Origin of the sequence: Kitasatospora sp. LaBMicrA B282 (assembly GCF_050325825.1) — a bacterium.
Lineage (GTDB): Bacteria > Actinomycetota > Actinomycetes > Streptomycetales > Streptomycetaceae > Kitasatospora.
This window is the reverse complement of sequence record NZ_JBNQTI010000115.1, coordinates 14,803-29,467: the sequence shown is the minus strand read 5'-3', so window position 1 is coordinate 29,467 and position 14,665 is coordinate 14,803. Positions and strand designations below refer to the sequence as shown.

The following is a 14,665-nucleotide window of genomic DNA, read 5'->3' as shown; positions in this document are numbered from 1 at the left end:
GGGGTGCGTGCATCGGCGGCGCCGAGGAGGGAGTCCATGCGGAGCATCGGCGACTGACGAGAAGCCGTCGAGGTGCGTGCCCCGGCGTCGCCGCGCAGACGGGGGTTTGAAGACAGGCCCTAGCGCCCCCGCGGACCTTGCCGGGCCCGGTGCGCTCCGCCGATTTCGGTATGGGCCCGTTGGTCAGGTAATGTTCACCGGGTTGAACAAGCGCCGCTAGCTCAGTTGGTTAGAGCAGCTGACTCTTAATCAGCGGGTCCGGGGTTCGAGTCCCTGGCGGCGCACAACACCGAAGGGCGTCCTCCTCAGGAGGGCGCCCTTCGCGTTTCCCGCCGCCTGTTTCCCACCGCCCGTGTCCCGCCGCGGCAGGCCCCCGGACGGGCGACGACGCACCGACCGAACCCCGCCTGTCACCGGCCGGCAACCCGTTTGTGATGATTCTTGGAGGAACCGGAGCGCCCGCTGGGAGCGCCGTTCCTCGGGAACTGAAGAGACGGGACGGGAGGCCCCCACCAGTGAGTGCTCCGCAGCAGGCTGCAGCGCCGCCGAGAGGGCCGCGGCCGGCCGACCCGGTGGAGACCCCGTCGCGATGGCGCCGCCTGCACCCGGCGGCGTGGGCCGGGGCCGGGCTGGCGCTGGTGCTCGGTGTCTACTGGGCCCGGTTCGTCGCCGGGGTGAGCGGCGACCTGGCCGCGCAGTGGGCCTGGTCGGACTTCGCCGCCCAGCACCCCGGCTCGGCCTACGACCTGGCCTGGTACGGCGGCCTGCACCCGGCCGGCTACAGCGTGCTGACCCCCTGGCTGATGGCGCTCTGCGGGGTGCGCACCGTCGCGGTGGCCGGCTGCGTGCTCTCCGCCGGGCTGCTCGGCCACCTGGTGGCCCGGGCCGGCGTGCGGCGGCCGGTGCCGGTGGCGCTCTGGGGCGCCTTCGCGCTCGCCTGCAACGTGGCGGCCGGCCGGGTGACCTTCGCGCTGGGCACCCTGTTCGGGCTGGCCGCGCTGCTCGCCGTCCGCCCCGAGCCCGACCGGCCGGGGCCGGGTCAGGGCCGGCGCTACGCCTGGGCCGCCGCGGGCTCGCTGCTCGCCACCCTGGCCAGCCCGGTGGCCGGGCTCTTCGTCGAGGTGGTGGCGGCCGCGCTGCTGCTCACCGGGCGGCGCCGGACCGGCTGGGCGCTGGCCGTGCCGCCGCCGGTGGTGGTGCTGGGCACCGCGGTGCTCTTCCCGGGCTCCGGGATCGACCCGATCTCCGGCGGCACGGCGCTGATCTGCATCGGCTGCGCGGCCGTGGTCGCCCTGGTCAGCCCGCCGCAGTGGCGCACCCTGCGGCTCGGCTGTCTGGTCTACGCCGTCGGCTCCGGGCTCACCTGGGCCTTCCGCACCCCGATCGGCAGCAACGTGGAGCGGCTGGCGCTGATCTTCGGCAGCGTGCTGGTGCTGGCCGCGCTCTGCGCCCGCCCGTTCGCCTGGCGGCGCACCCCGGCCGCCCTGCTCGCCCTGGTGATCACCGCCTACTGGACGGTGAGCGCCAACATCATCGGCATCCCGGTGCCGCCCCCGGCCGGGCAGGGCGACCAGCTGCTCGCCGAGCTGCGCGCGCTGCACGCCGACCGGGCGCGGGTGGAGGCCGTCCCGATGCTCAACCACTGGGAGTCCTGGGGCCTGGTGGGCACCGCCGAGCTGGCCCGCGGCTGGAACCGCCAGGCCGACGTGCAGCGCAACCCGCTCTTCTACGGCAAGGCACTGGACGCGGCCGACTACCACGAGTGGCTGCGCCGCTGGGCGGTGGCGTACGTCGCGCTGCCGAGCGGCCCGACCGACATCGCCGCCGACGCCGAGGCGGCGCTGATCCGCACCGGACCGGCCTGGCTGCAGGAGGTCTGGCACGACGACCACTGGCGGCTGTTCCGCTTCACCGACGCGATCCCGCTGGCCGACCCGCCGGCCACCGTGGAGCACGCCGACGCCGCCGAACTGCGGCTGACCGTCAGTGCTCCGGGCTCCGCGCTGCTGCGCATCCCGTGGTCGCCCTGGCTGGCCGCGCACGGGCCGGCCGGCGCCTGCCTGACCCAGGACGGCGACTGGACCCGACTGACGGCGCCGGCGGCCGGCGAGTACCGGATCGACGCCCGCTACGGCTGGCCGCGCGGCAGCGCGTGCTGAGCGGCCGTCCGCCGCGCTGACCGACGTCCGCCACCGGGGCCGACGTCCTCGGCCCGGACCAACGCCCTCGGCCCGGACCGACGCCCACTACATCGACCGACGTCCGCCGAGCCCGACCGGCCCCGCCGGGAACCGGGGGCCGGAGATCCGCTGTCCCCGTCATCGCCGCCGCCGGTCCTGTAGCGTCGCTCGGGGCGGCGGAGCCAGGTGTCCAGCACGAGCAGGCGAGGAACGATCCCGGGTGAAGAGCAGCGAGGTCCCCAGAGAGCCGGCCAGACCAGGCCTGATACGCCGCGCCGCCCGCTGGGCGTGGCGGCCCGAGCGGCGCTGGCACGCCATCACGGTCGACGTGCTGCTGGTGGTGCCCGCCGCGCTGGACGCCCTGCTCAACTTCCCGCCCCCGCGCGACTGGCGGTTCCTGGTCTCGCTGGCCGCCTGCGCCGTGCTGCTGGTGCGCCGCCGCTACCCGCGCACCGTGCTGCTGCTCGCCCTGCCCGGCCTGTACGCGGGCAGCGCGCTGATCGCCGCGATGATCGCCGGCTACACGGTGGCCCGCACCGAGCGGGCGCTGTGGCAGAAGGTGACCGCGGCCGTGCTGGTCTGCCTCGGCAGCTTCCTGCCCTGGCCGCTCGCCCGGCTCGGGCAGGAGAGCGTCAGCACCATCACCCAGGCCGTGGTCTACGCGACCATGCTGGGCACCGGCCCGGTGGTGCTCGGGCTGCTCGCCCAGACCCGGCGCGACCTGTCCGAGCGGATCGCCGAACTGGCCGAGCTGCGGGAGATCGAGCGCACCCTCTACGCGAAGACCGTGCTCGCCGAGGAGCGGGCCCGGATCGCCCGCGAGATGCACGACGTGGTCTCGCACCAGGCCGGGCTGATCGCGGTGCAGGCCGGCGCCCTGCAGGTGACCACCAAGGACCCGGTGGCCCGGGAGACCGCGGGCACCCTGCGGGAGCTGGCGGTGGCCACCCTGGAGGAGCTGCGGTCGATGATCCTGGTGCTGCGGGCGGCCGGGGCCGGGCCGACCGAGCTGGTGCCGCAGCCCCGGCTGGCCGACCTGCCGCGGCTGGTGGCGGCCGCCGAGGTGGACGCGGTGCTCCGGGTGGAGGGCTGCCTGGACGGGGCACTGCCGGAGCCGGTGGAGCGGGCCGCCTACCGGACCGTGCAGGAGGCGCTGACCAACGTCCGCAAGCACGCACCGGGTGCCGTCACCGAGGTGCTGCTGCGGGTCGCCCCGGAGCTGCTGACCGTCACCGTGCGCAACGCCCCGCCCGGCGGCGGGGTGCGCGGCCCCGAGCTGCCCGGCGGGCGGCACGGGCTGATCGGCCTGCGCGAGCGGGCCGCCCTGCTCGGCGGCACCCTGGCGGCCGAGCCGGAGCCGGACGGCGGCTTCGCGGTGCGGCTGCGACTGCCGCTGGGCGGCAGCCCGGCGGACTGCGCGGGGCACCGGCACCAGGAGCCGCAGCGCCGGCCGGGGCCGCTGGGCCGGGCCGGACGCAGCGCGCTGCGCGCGGCCTCCAACGCCGCGACCCCCACCACCTCGGCGGCCACCGCCACTGGCTGACCCGGCCTCGACCTCCGGCCCGGTGGCTGCGCGCACGCGCGGCCGCCGGGCCGGAGGCGTGTGCGGCCCCGGCGGACCGCGTGGTGCGAACGGGTGACGGTCCCGCGGATCCGCAGCAGGCGCCCGCCTGCGGGAAGCCGACCCGCAATCCAACCCCAATCGCCGCATCCCGCGTGGAATCCCACAAAAGGGGACAAAAGTCCCTAGCATCCGATCGAACGGCCCCGGCAGGCTGTCAACGTCCCTGCCCAGGTCACCACCGGATCCTGCGCCGCCGACCACCACCACCGCGTGAACCAGCGTCACGGGGCTGAGAGGAGAGGCCACCCGTGCCGCCCACCGAGCCGTCCACGTCGTCGGGGCCGCCCGACACCCCCCGTTCCCTGCCGCGCCGCGTGCTGCGCTCCGGCCGCCCCCGCCGCCAGGGCTGGCGGCGCCTGGTGCCGACCTGGCGGTTCACCCTGGTCGGCACGCTCGGCGGGCTGCTGCTCGGGATCGGGCTGTTCTGCCTCGGGGTCGTGCTGGTCAAGGTCCCGGACGCGCACGCCGCCGCCACCGCGCAGCGCAACACCTGGCTCTACCGGGACGGCACGGTGCTGGCCCAGACCGGCCAGACCAACCGGCAGAGCGTGGGCCTGGACCAGGTCTCGGAGGAGGCCCAGCACGCGGTGCTGGCCGCCGAGGACCGCGGCTTCTACCGCGAGGGCGCGGTCAACCCGGCCGCCCTGCTGCGGGCCGGCTGGAACACCGCCACCGGCAAGGGCGCCCAGGGCGGCTCCACCATCACCCAGCAGTACGTGAAGAACGCCTACCTGACGCAGCAGCAGACGGTGACCCGGAAGGTCAAGGAGATCTTCATCGCGCTCAAGGTGGACGCCACCCTGTCCAAGCCGGAGATCCTGGCGAACTACCTGAACACCACCTACTACGGCCGCGGCGCCTACGGCATCCAGGCCGCCGCGCAGGCCTACTTCGGGGTGGACGCGAGCAAGCTGGACGCGGCCCAGGGCGCCTACCTGGCCACCCTGCTCAACGCCCCCTCCGCCTACGACCTGGCCACCGCCACCGAGGGCGGCAAGCGGGCGGCCACCGCCCGGTGGAACTACGTGCTGGACGGCATGGTCAAGGAGGGCTGGCTGGACGCCGCCGACCGGGCCGCGCTGACCCTGCCCCAGGTGCGGGCGCCGCAGCCGGCCCTCGGGCTGACCGGCCAGGCCGGCTACCTGGTGGACGCGGCCAAGGACTACCTGGTCGAGCAGAAGCTGGTGGACGAGGCCGCCCTGGCCCGCGGCGGCTACCGGATCACGCTGAGCGTCGACCCGGCCCGGCAGGCCGACCTCGCGAACGCCGTGCAGCACCGGCTGACCGACCAGCTGGACGCCGGCCGGCGCGACGGCGACGCCGACATCCAGGCGGGGGCGGTCTCGGTGGACCCCAGGACCGGCGCGGTGCTGGCGATGTACGGCGGCTCGGACTACACCGCGCACTTCGTCAACAACGCCACCCGGCGCGACTACCAGGCGGGTTCGACCTTCAAGCCGATCGCGCTGGCCGCCGCGCTGGACGGCGGTGCGAGGACCCAGGACGGCCGGCCGATCACCCCGGACACCGTCTACGACGGCGGCAACCGCCGCCCGGTGCAGGGCGGCAGCGCCAGGACGCCGTACGCGCCGCCGAACGAGGGCGAGCGCGAGTTCGGCCGGATCACCCTGCGGCAGGCCACCGACTGGTCGGTGAACACCGCCTTCGCCCAGCTCGCCCAGGACGCCGGCCTGGACAGGGTCCGGCAGACCGCCGTCGCGCTCGGGCTGCCCGCCGACACCAACGAGCTGGACCCGGTCCCCTCGATCTCGCTGGGCGTCTCCATGCCGAGCGTGCTGGACATGGCCGGCGTCTACGCGACGCTGGACAACGACGGGCAGCGGATCACCCCGTGGCTGGTGCAGCAGGTCCAGCTGGACGGCGACGAGGTGCCGTTGCCGGCCCACCAGAGCGGTCGCGCGGTCAGCCCGCAGACCGCGCGGCAGGTCACCGACATGCTGCAGGGCGTGGTCTCCGACCCCGGCGGCACCGGGTGGCGCGCCCAGGACCTGGGCCGTCCGGTGGCCGGCAAGACCGGCACCACCGACCAGAACCGCTCGGCCTGGTTCGTCGGCTACACCCCCGAACTGGTCACCTCGGTGGCGATGTTCGGCGAGCAGGCGGGCACCGGCAAGCAGGTCACGCTGTCCGGCGCGGCCGGTGGCGGGCGGGTCACCGGCGGCGGCTACCCGGCCCAGATCTGGACCGACTACATGAAGGCCGCGCTGGACGGGCGCCCGGTCGCCGACTTCACCCCGCCGGACGGCGCCACCGCGGCCGACGACCCGGCGACCGGCGCCCCGGGCGCCGCCTCCGCCCGGCCGCACAGCCCCGCGCCCTCGCACGGCCGGGTCACCCCGCACCAGCCCCGCCCGACCCCGCCGGCCGAGCAGCCGGGCCGGCCTACCCCACCGGCCGAGCCCAGCCACCCGCAGCCGTCCACCCCGAACGAGCCGCCGACCAGCCCGGCCAGGCCGACGCCCCCGGTCAGCCCGCCGCCGAGCTCGCCGAACCGGCCGACCGAGCCGGTCGCGCCCAGCCCGAACCGGCCGAGCACCGCCGCACCACCGACCCCGGCCCACCTCGCGGCATCCGCCTGACGAACCTGCTCGACCGTTTTTGTCCGGGACCTGGCAGAATGCCCCGATGCACTCCACGGCGCCCTCCCCGGCCGTCCCGCCGCGCTCCCGCCGGGCGGTCGGGCTCACCCTCGCGCTGGTCTCGGCCTTCTCCTTCGGCGGCTCCGGCACGGCCGCCAAGCCGCTGATCGAGGCCGGCCTCTCCCCGCTGCAGGTGGTCTGGCTGCGGGCCACCGGCGCCGCCGTGCTGCTGCTGCCGCTGGCCTGGCGGCACCGCTCGATCGTCCGGGACCGGCCCGGCCTGCTGCTCGGCTTCGGCCTGCTCGGCGTCGCGGGCGTGCAGGCCTGCTACTTCGCCGCGATATCCCGGATCCCGGTGGGCGTGGCGCTGCTGATCGAGTACTTCGGGCCGCCGCTGCTGCTCGGCTACGTGCGCTTCGTGCAGCGCCGGCCGGTCAGCCGCGGCCCGGCGATCGGCGCCGCGGTGGCGGTGACCGGGCTGGCCTGCGTGGTGCAGGTCTGGCAGGGGCTGAGCTTCGACGCGCTCGGCGTGCTCTTCGGGCTCGGCGCGGCCTGCTGCCAGGTGGGCTACTTCGTGCTCGCCGACGCCGGGGCCCGCGGCGAGAAGCCTGCCGACCCGCTGGGCACCGCGGCCTACGGACTGCTGATCGGCGCCCTCGCGCTGACCGCGGTGGCCCGGCCCTGGGAGGGGGACTGGAGCAGGCTGGGCGGCCAGGTGACGATGGCCCACCACCAGTTGCCGGCGCTGCTGCCGGCCGCCTGGATGATCGTGGTCGCCACCGTCCTCGCCTACCTGACCGGCGTGGTCTCGGTGCGCCACCTGTCGCCGCCGGTGGCCGGCGTGGTCGCCAACCTGGAGGCGGTGGTGGCCACGGTGACCGCCTGGTTCCTGCTCGACGAGCACCTCGGCGGCACCCAGTTGGTCGGCGGCCTGCTGGTCCTGCTCGGCGCCTTCGCCGCCCAGGCCGGCAAGCCCGCCGCGGAGCCGGAGGCCACCGCGGTCCCGGAGACCACCGCGGTGCCGGCTCCGGCGACGGCCGGGGCGACGACGGAGGAGCCGGTCCGGGGCTGCTAGGGCCGCCCGGACGACCCCCGGGGACGACTCGGAGACGCCCCTCGGAGACGACTCGGACGGCCTGTCGGAGCGATCAGAGCGAGTCGTCCTGGCCGGCCACGCCGTCGCGGGCGATCGCCTCGTGGTGGCGGATGACCTCGGCGATGATGAAGTTGAGGAACTTCTCCGCGAAGACCGGGTCCAGGTGCGCCTTGGCCGCCAGTTCGCGCAGGCGGCCGATCTGGTCGCGCTCGCGGGTGGGGTCGGCGGGCGGGAGGCGGTGCGCGGCCTTCAGGGTGCCGACCCGCTGGGTGGCCTTGAAGCGCTCGGCGAGCATGTGGACCACGGCCGCGTCGATGTTGTCGATGCTCTGCCGCAGCGCGGCCAGTTCGGCGCGGACGGCCTCGTCCACGTCCGCCAGCGCGGTGTCGGGGTCGGGCGTGGGCTGCTCGGTCATCGCGTCTGCTCCGGTTCGGGCACCCGGGCCAGGGCGGCCGGGCGCGGTCGGGGCCGGCGGCCGGGAAGGTGCACGGCGCACGGGCCGGGCAAATCTAACAGGCCGGCGGGCGGCGACCCGCTCCCCTTTCCCGGATCGTCCACCATCCGGACAGCCCAACGGGACCACCGTCCGGCGCCTCCCGGTTGCGGACGGTGACGGCCGGTCGGAGGCTGGGGCGTGTCCCCCCGCGTCCCCGAAAGGCCCCCCAGATGCCCGTACGCGACTCCTACCCCGACGGCGCCCCCTGCTGGGTCGACCTCACCACCGGCGACCCGCTCGGCGCCCAGGACTTCTACGGCCCGATCATGGGCTGGGAGTTCGAGGAGCTCGGGCCCCGCTACGACGGCTACACCATGTGCCTGCTGGACGGCCGCCCGGCCGCCGGGCTGCTGCCGCCGCCGGCCGGCGCCGAGCGACTGCCGGCCGCCTGGAACGTCTACCTGGCCGCCGGCGAGCTGTCGGCCGTCTACGAGCGGGTCACCCGGGCCGGCGGCACCGCCGTCCTGGGGCCGCACGAGATCCCCGGGGCCGGGCGGCTGGCCTTCGCCTTCGACCCGGGCGGCACCCCGTTCGGGCTCTGGCAGAGCGCCGGGCACCTCGGCGCCGGGGTCTACGGCGAGCCGGGCGCGATGTGCTGGCACGAGCTCACCACCGCGGACCCCGCCCCGGCCGACGCCTTCTACGCCGAGCTCTTCCCGTACCTGCAGAAGCAGGTGGGCGACGGGCGCTCCTTCGACTACACCGCCTGGAGCGTGCCCGGCTCGGACGGGCTGCCGGTCTGCGGCCGCTACCGGGCCGCGGTGCCGCAGCCGTACTGGAGCACCTACCTCGCGGTGCCCGAGGCGGACCACGCGGCCGAGCAGGTGGCCGGGCTGGGCGGCCGGGTACTGCGCGAGCCCTTCGACTCCCCGTACGGCCGGCTGGTGCCGTGCACCGATCCCTCCGGCGCGCGGGTGACCTTCTGTCAGCTCCCCTGAACGGCCCCCCGCGGGCAGTAGGCTGAGCGCGGCGTGACCGGACTGACACCTGTCTCAACTCCGTCGCAGAATCAGCAGGAGGAACCGATCGTGGCAACTGTTCGCACCGCCCGCACCGCTTGGGAAGGCAGCCTGCTCGAGGGCAAGGGCGAGGTGACCTTCGCCTCGTCCGGGATCGGGCAGTTCCCGGTCTCCTGGCCGGCCCGCTCCGAGCAGCCGAACGGCAAGACCAGCCCCGAGGAACTGATCGCCGGCGCGCACTCGGCCTGCTTCTCGATGGCCCTGTCGCACGGCCTGACCGGCGCCGGCACCCCGCCCACCAAGCTGGACGTGCAGGCCGAGGTGACCTTCCAGCCGGGCACCGGCATCACCGGGATCCACCTGAGCGTGGTCGGCCAGGTGCCGGGGCTGGACGAGGCCGGCTTCGTCAAGGCCGCCGAGGACGCCAAGGCCAACTGCCCGGTGAGCCAGGCCCTGGCCGGCACCACCATCACGCTCAGCGCCGAGCTGGGCTGACCCCGCCGCGGCGGGCCCGGGCCGAGTGCCCGCGGCCCGTCCGCGGATGCCGATCACCCGCGCACGCCTCCGGCGCGCACCTCCCGGTGCCCGCCGGGGGCGTGTCCGTGATGGCGCCGGCCTCCCCCGAAACGCGGCGAATCACCCTGTCGGCTGTGGCCCCGGCTTCCGTGCGCGGCCTATGATCGGGCGCAGTGCTCCGCTCTTGACAACGGTGGCCCGGCCTGGCACCGGGTCAGCTCGGCGGCAGCACGACGAGCGTGGGCAAGCGAGCGTCAGCGGCGGACGGGAGCATGCAGTGCGAGGCCGGAACGAGGGGGCCGACGCACACCGCAACGGCGTGCGTCGCGACCCGCTGCGTCCCCCCATGGCTCCGCGGTCCGGGCCGCAGCCCCCCGGCCTGCCGGGCCCCGCCGCGGCACCCGCCGGGCCGGGCCCCACCGAGCCGCCCCCGGGCCACCAGCCCGGGCACTGCCCCAGCTGCGCCGCGCCGCTGCCCGGCGCCGCCGTCCCGGACACCGACGACCTGCTCGCCGCCCTGCGCGCCAGCGAGTCCCGGTTCCGCGCCGCCTTCGCCGACGCCGGGATCGGGATGGTGCTGGTCGACACCGACGACCTGGTGATCGAGGCCAACCCCGCCTTCGCCTCGATGCTCGGCCGCGAGGTCTCCGAGCTGGTCCGGATGCACATCCACCAGATCATCGACCCGGAGGACACCCCGCGCCGGCTCTACCGCGAGCTGGTGGCCGGCCGCCGCGACCGCCTGCGGGTGGAGAAGCGGCTCAAGCATCGAGAGGGGCGCGAGGTCTGGAGCAACATCACCATCTCGCTGGTCCGCGACGCCGACGGGCGGCCGTTCTACACCCTGGCGATCTTCGAGGACATCACCGAGCGGCGCCGGCTCGGCGACCGGCTCGCCTACCAGGCCCTGCACGACCCGCTCACCCGGCTGCCCAACCGCACCTTCTTCTTCGACCGGCTGAACTCCGCCTGCCTGCCCGACCCGCAGCGCCCCGGCGACAACGGCGGCGGCCGCCGGGTCGGCGTCTGCTACCTGGACCTGGACGGCTTCGCGGCGATCAACGACACCCTCGGCCACCACATCGGCGACCAGCTGCTCAGCGCGGTGGCCGCCCGGCTGGAGCGGCGGTTCGCCGGCAGCGAGGGGTGGCTGGTGGCCCGGCTCGGTGGGGACGAGTTCGCGGTGCTGGTCCCCGACAGCGAGGGCAGCGAGCAGCTGACCACGGTCGCCGCCCAGGTGCTCACCCTGCTGGAGCGGCCCTTCGAGATCGCCGGGCACCGGCTGGCGGTCACCGCCAGCGTCGGGGTGGTGGAGCGCCCGGTCACCGGGACCAGCCCGACCGACCTGGTGAAGGACGCCGACGCCACCCTCTACTGGTCCAAGTCCGACGGCCGGGCCCGCTGGACCCTGTACGACCGGGACCGCGGCGCCCACCAGCTGACCCGCCGGCTGCTCGCCACCGCGCTGCGCCCGGCGCTGGAGCGCGGCGAGTTCACCGTGGAGTACCAGCCGCTGGTGGGGCTGGCCGACGGCACCGTGCACGGCGCCGAGGCGCTGGTGCGCTGGCGGCACCCGCGGTTCGGCACGCTGTCGCCGGACCGTTTCATCCCGCTGGCCGAGGAGTCCGGCGCGATCGTGCCGCTCGGCAAGTGGGTGCTGGAGGAGTCCTGCCGGCAGGCCCGCGGCTGGCTGGCCGAGTTCCCGGACACCGAGGCCTTCGTCAGCGTCAACCTGGCGGCCCGTCAGGTCTGGGACTCCGACGTGGTGGCGGACGTCGCCCAGGTGCTGGAGCGCACCGGGCTGCCGGCCCGGCTGCTCCAGCTGGAGCTGACCGAGAGCGCGGTGCTCGGGCCCGGCGGGCGCCCGCTGCAGGCCCTGCAGGCGCTGGCCGACATGGGCGTGCGGATCGCCATCGACGACTTCGGCACCGGGTACTCCAACCTCGCCTACCTGTCCCGGCTGCCGGTGCACGCCCTCAAGCTGGACGGCACCTTCATCGAGGGCTTCCGCGACCCGGCCCCGGTGGGCCGCCCCGACCTGCGCTCGCGGCGCAGCGAGGCCGACGAGCAGATCGTCGGCGCGATGGTCCGGCTCGCCCACGACCTGGGGCTGACCGTCACCGCCGAGGGCATCGAGAACGCCGCCCAGGCCGAGCGGCTGCGGCTGACCGGCTGCGACACCGCGCAGGGCTGGTACTTCGCCCGGCCCGGCACCGCCGCGGTGGTCGCCGGGATACTGCGCGAGGGCGGGATCCGGCTGCCGGGCCCGGACCGCTCGGCGATGCGGCCTTAGGGGCCTGTCTTACGGATCCTGCCGGGCGCCCCCGGGTCAGGCCGCGGGTGCGTCGGGCCCGGTCAGTCCGTAGGCCTGGGCGATCAGCCGGTAGGAGCGCAGCCGCTCCGCGATGCCGTGGATGTGCGAGGTGACCATCAACTCGTCGGCCCCGGTGCGCTTGCGCAGCTCCTCCAGGCCGTCCGCCACCTCGCCCGGCGAGCCCAGCACCACGTTGCCCAGCCAGCCCTCCAGGAAGTCGGCCTCGGCCGGGCTGTAGGGGTAGGCGGCGGCCTCCTCCGGGGTCGGGATCGGGCTCGGCATGCCGCGCCGCAGCCGCAGCATGGCCAGCCCGGCGGAGGCGGCCAGCCGGCGCGCCTCGGGCACCCCGCCCGCCGGCACCGCCACCGCGCTGACCCCGATCAGCGCGTAGGGCTCGCCGAGCACCGCCGAGGGGCGGAAGCTGCTGCGGTACAGCTCCAGCGCCGGCACCGTGTTGGCCGCGCTGAAGTGGTGCGCGAAGGCGAACGGCAGGCCGAGCCGGCCGGCCAGCTGCGCGCTGAAGCCTGAGGAGCCGAGCAGCCACAGCGGCGGGCGCTCGGGGCCGCGCGGCACCGCACTGAGCCGGGCGTAGGGGTGGCCGTCCGGGAAGTCGCCGTCCAGGAAGTGGGTCAGCTCGGACAGCCGGTGCGGGAAGTCGTCCGGGTCCTCCAGCTCGCCCCGGCGCAGCGCCCGCGCGGTGGCCGGGTCGGTGCCGGGGGCCCGGCCCAGACCCAGGTCGATCCGGCCCGGGTGCAGCGCCTCCAGCAGGCCGAACTGCTCGGCTATCGCGAGCGGCGCGTGGTTGGGCAGCATCACGCCGCCCGAGCCGAGCCGCAGGGTGCTGGTGTGGGCGGCGAGGTGGGCGATCAGCACCGCGGGGGTGGAGCTGGCCACCCCGGGCATGCCGTGGTGCTCGGCCACCCAGAAGCGGTGGTAGCCCCAGCCCTCGGCGGCGCGGGCCAGCTCGGTGGTGGCGGCCAGCGCCTGACCGGCCGTGACGCCGGTGCCCACGGTCGCCAGGTCGAGGATGGAGAGCGGGGCGGGGGCGGTGCCGCGCACCGTGCCCCGGATGTCCTGCCGGCCCTGTCCGTGCGCTGCCCCGCTCATCCCGACCTGCCCTCTCGCCTCGCGTCTCGCTTCCGGAGCCGACAACAGCGGCCGGCCCGGCCCTGTTCCCGACCCGGCCGAATCCCGCCCCCGGCCGACGGGCGCGGCCCGGGTACGAACCGCAGTCGAGGACGGGCCATTACCGTTGGACGATGCCGCACTCTCCCGAGGCCACCGCCGCCGACTCCACCGCCGACGCCGAGATAGCCGCCGGCACCCCTGCGACCACCGCCACGACCGGCGTCCCCGCGACCGCGCCCGCCGCCGGCCGGGGCCGGACCGCCGCCCCGAGCGCCCGCGAGGTCGGCCTGCTGCTGACCCTGGTGCTGGGCTCGCTGAGCGCCCTCGCGCCGCTCTCGATGGACATGTACCTCCCCTCGCTGCCCGGCATCACCACCGGCCTGCACACCTCGGACGCCCTGGTCCAGCTCACCCTGACGGCCTGCCTGGTCGGCCTGGCCCTCGGGCAGTTGGTGGCCGGACCGCTGAGCGACGCGCTCGGCCGGCGGCGGCCGCTGCTGATCGGGATGGCCTGCTACACCCTGGCCACGGCCTGCTGCGCGCTGGCCGGCGACGTGCGGGTGCTGATCGTCTGCCGGGTGGTGCAGGGCCTCTCCGGGGCCGCCGGGATCGTGATCTCCCGGGCCGTGGTGCGCGACCTGTTCGACGGGCTGGCCGCCGCGCGGTTCGCCTCCACCCTGATGCTGGTCGCCGGCTCGGCGCCGCTGCTGGCCCCGATCCTGGGCAGCCAGCTGCTCCGGTTCACCTCCTGGCGCGGGGTGTTCGGGGTGCTGGCGGCGGTCGCCGCCGTGATCCTGGTCACGGCCGCGGTGCTGGTGCAGGAGACGCTGCCACCGGCCCGGCGGCGGCGCGGCGGGCTGCCGGACACCCTGCGGACCGTGCGCTCGCTGCTGGCCGACCGGCTGTTCAGCGCCTACCTGCTGACCGTGGCCTTCGGCTTCGGCGCGCTGTTCGCCTTCATCGCCGCCTCGCCCTACGTGGTACAGGACGTCTACCACGGCTCGCCGCAGCGCTACAGCCTGCTCTTCGCCTTCGTCGAGGCCGGCTTGATGGGGATGTCCCAGGTCACCGGTCGGCGGCTGCTCGGCCGCTTCGCCTCGCACCGGGTGCAGCTGGCCGGCACCTCGGTGATGGCGCTCTCCGGGGTGGTGCTGGTGCTGCTGACCACCACCCACCGGGGCGGGCTGACGGCGCTGACCGCGGGCCTGTTCGTGATGGCGGCGGGCCTCGGCGTCGCCTCGCCGCCGAGTTCGGCGCTGGCCCTGCAGCGCGCCCCGCACGCCGCCGGCACCGCCTCCGCGCTGCTCGGCACCGTGCAGTTCCTCACCGGCGCGATCGCCCCGGCGCTGGTCGGGCTCGGCGGCCACGGCAGCGCACTGCCGATGGCCACGGTGATCCTCGGCATGGCGCTGGCCATGCTCGGCTCCTTCGTGCTGCTGGCCCGGCCCTGGCAGGCGGTGGACGACCCGCTGCGCACCTGACGGTCCGTCGGCGGCACCGGCCGGCGGTTGCACAGCGTGCTGGCGGGTTCACGCCAGCGCCAGTTCTCGCCAGCACTTCGATCTCGCGCCACCGCCCCCGGATCCGGCAGGCTTGGTGCCACAGCGGGGCGCCGACCAGCGCTCCACTCCTCAGCAAGCCCGTGAACTGGACCAGTTCCGGCACCCATCGTGAGCCCTCGCGGCGGACACCCCGCCGCGAGGGCTCACGCCATGTCGGGCCCCGGCAGCGCCCGGACGGCCGCCCTGACGA

At 75.8% G+C, this 14,665-nt stretch carries 10 protein-coding genes and 1 tRNA gene; 9 read left to right on the top strand and 2 right to left on the bottom strand.

The annotated features are described in order from the left end of the window. Positions 1 to 210: 210 nt before the first annotated feature. The 5 genes from ACQRUO_RS26995 to ACQRUO_RS26975 all read left to right on the top strand — a co-directional run bounded on the left by ACQRUO_RS26995 (position 211) and on the right by ACQRUO_RS26975 (position 7,479). Positions 211 to 284, top strand: a tRNA-Lys gene (locus tag ACQRUO_RS26995). Positions 285 to 515: 231 nt separating this feature from the next. Then, the gene (locus tag ACQRUO_RS26990) at positions 516 to 2,159 is read left to right on the top strand and encodes an MFS transporter (RefSeq protein WP_428318673.1); all 1,644 of its coding nucleotides are present in this window, start codon (positions 516 to 518) and stop codon (positions 2,157 to 2,159) included. Between the two features lie 241 nt (positions 2,160 to 2,400). Beyond that, entirely contained in the window at positions 2,401 to 3,723 is a 1,323-nt protein-coding gene (locus ACQRUO_RS26985; RefSeq protein WP_428318672.1) for a sensor histidine kinase, read from the top strand. A gap of 329 nt (positions 3,724 to 4,052) precedes the next feature. Beyond that, complete coding sequence (locus ACQRUO_RS26980; protein WP_428318671.1) at positions 4,053 to 6,404, top strand: transglycosylase domain-containing protein; 2,352 nt, start codon at positions 4,053 to 4,055, stop codon at positions 6,402 to 6,404. 46 nt (positions 6,405 to 6,450) lie between these two features. After that, complete coding sequence (locus tag ACQRUO_RS26975) at positions 6,451 to 7,479, top strand: EamA family transporter (RefSeq protein WP_428318670.1); 1,029 nt, start codon at positions 6,451 to 6,453, stop codon at positions 7,477 to 7,479. Positions 7,480 to 7,552: 73 nt separating this feature from the next. Here the strand turns inward: ACQRUO_RS26975 and ACQRUO_RS26970 are convergent, their stop codons facing one another. Then, on the bottom strand, positions 7,553 to 7,915 hold the full coding sequence (locus tag ACQRUO_RS26970) for a chorismate mutase (RefSeq protein ID WP_428318669.1): 363 nt from the start codon (positions 7,913 to 7,915) through the stop codon (positions 7,553 to 7,555). Positions 7,916 to 8,166: 251 nt separating this feature from the next. Here ACQRUO_RS26970 and ACQRUO_RS26965 point away from each other — a divergent pair, with 251 nt between their 5' ends. From ACQRUO_RS26965 to ACQRUO_RS26955, 3 genes are all read left to right on the top strand, one after another. Continuing rightward, entirely contained in the window at positions 8,167 to 8,934 is a 768-nt protein-coding gene (locus ACQRUO_RS26965; protein WP_428318668.1) for a VOC family protein, read from the top strand. Positions 8,935 to 9,024: 90 nt separating this feature from the next. Then, on the top strand, positions 9,025 to 9,450 hold the full coding sequence (locus ACQRUO_RS26960; RefSeq protein ID WP_428318667.1) for an OsmC family protein: 426 nt from the start codon (positions 9,025 to 9,027) through the stop codon (positions 9,448 to 9,450). A 367-nt stretch (positions 9,451 to 9,817) separates the two neighbouring features. Beyond that, positions 9,818 to 11,764: a putative bifunctional diguanylate cyclase/phosphodiesterase gene (locus tag ACQRUO_RS26955; protein WP_428318666.1), complete on the top strand. Its 1,947-nt coding sequence runs from the start codon at positions 9,818 to 9,820 to the stop codon at positions 11,762 to 11,764. 36 nt (positions 11,765 to 11,800) lie between these two features. On the opposite strand, the gene ACQRUO_RS26950 is transcribed toward ACQRUO_RS26955, so the two are convergent. After that, entirely contained in the window at positions 11,801 to 12,892 is a 1,092-nt protein-coding gene (locus tag ACQRUO_RS26950) for an LLM class flavin-dependent oxidoreductase (RefSeq protein ID WP_428318665.1), read from the bottom strand. A gap of 152 nt (positions 12,893 to 13,044) precedes the next feature. On the opposite strand from ACQRUO_RS26950, the gene ACQRUO_RS26945 reads away from it, so the two are divergent. Next, a complete protein-coding gene (locus tag ACQRUO_RS26945) occupies positions 13,045 to 14,394 on the top strand; it encodes a multidrug effflux MFS transporter (protein ID WP_428318664.1) in 1,350 nt (449 codons plus the stop codon). The last annotated feature ends 271 nt before the right edge of the window (positions 14,395 to 14,665 follow it).

What these genes read in the sequence shown, in the direction of transcription:
- ACQRUO_RS26950 (WP_428318665.1), bottom strand. Translation starts at nt 12,892, where the DNA reads ATGAGCGGGGCAGCGCACGGACAGGGCCGGCAGGACATCCGGGGCACG.
- ACQRUO_RS26945 (WP_428318664.1), top strand. Translation starts at nt 13,045, where the DNA reads ATGCCGCACTCTCCCGAGGCCACCGCCGCCGACTCCACCGCCGACGCC.
- ACQRUO_RS26975 (WP_428318670.1), top strand. Translation starts at nt 6,451, where the DNA reads ATGCACTCCACGGCGCCCTCCCCGGCCGTCCCGCCGCGCTCCCGCCGG.
- ACQRUO_RS26970 (WP_428318669.1), bottom strand. Translation starts at nt 7,915, where the DNA reads ATGACCGAGCAGCCCACGCCCGACCCCGACACCGCGCTGGCGGACGTG.
- ACQRUO_RS26965 (WP_428318668.1), top strand. Translation starts at nt 8,167, where the DNA reads ATGCCCGTACGCGACTCCTACCCCGACGGCGCCCCCTGCTGGGTCGAC.
- ACQRUO_RS26955 (WP_428318666.1), top strand. Translation starts at nt 9,818, where the DNA reads ATGGCTCCGCGGTCCGGGCCGCAGCCCCCCGGCCTGCCGGGCCCCGCC.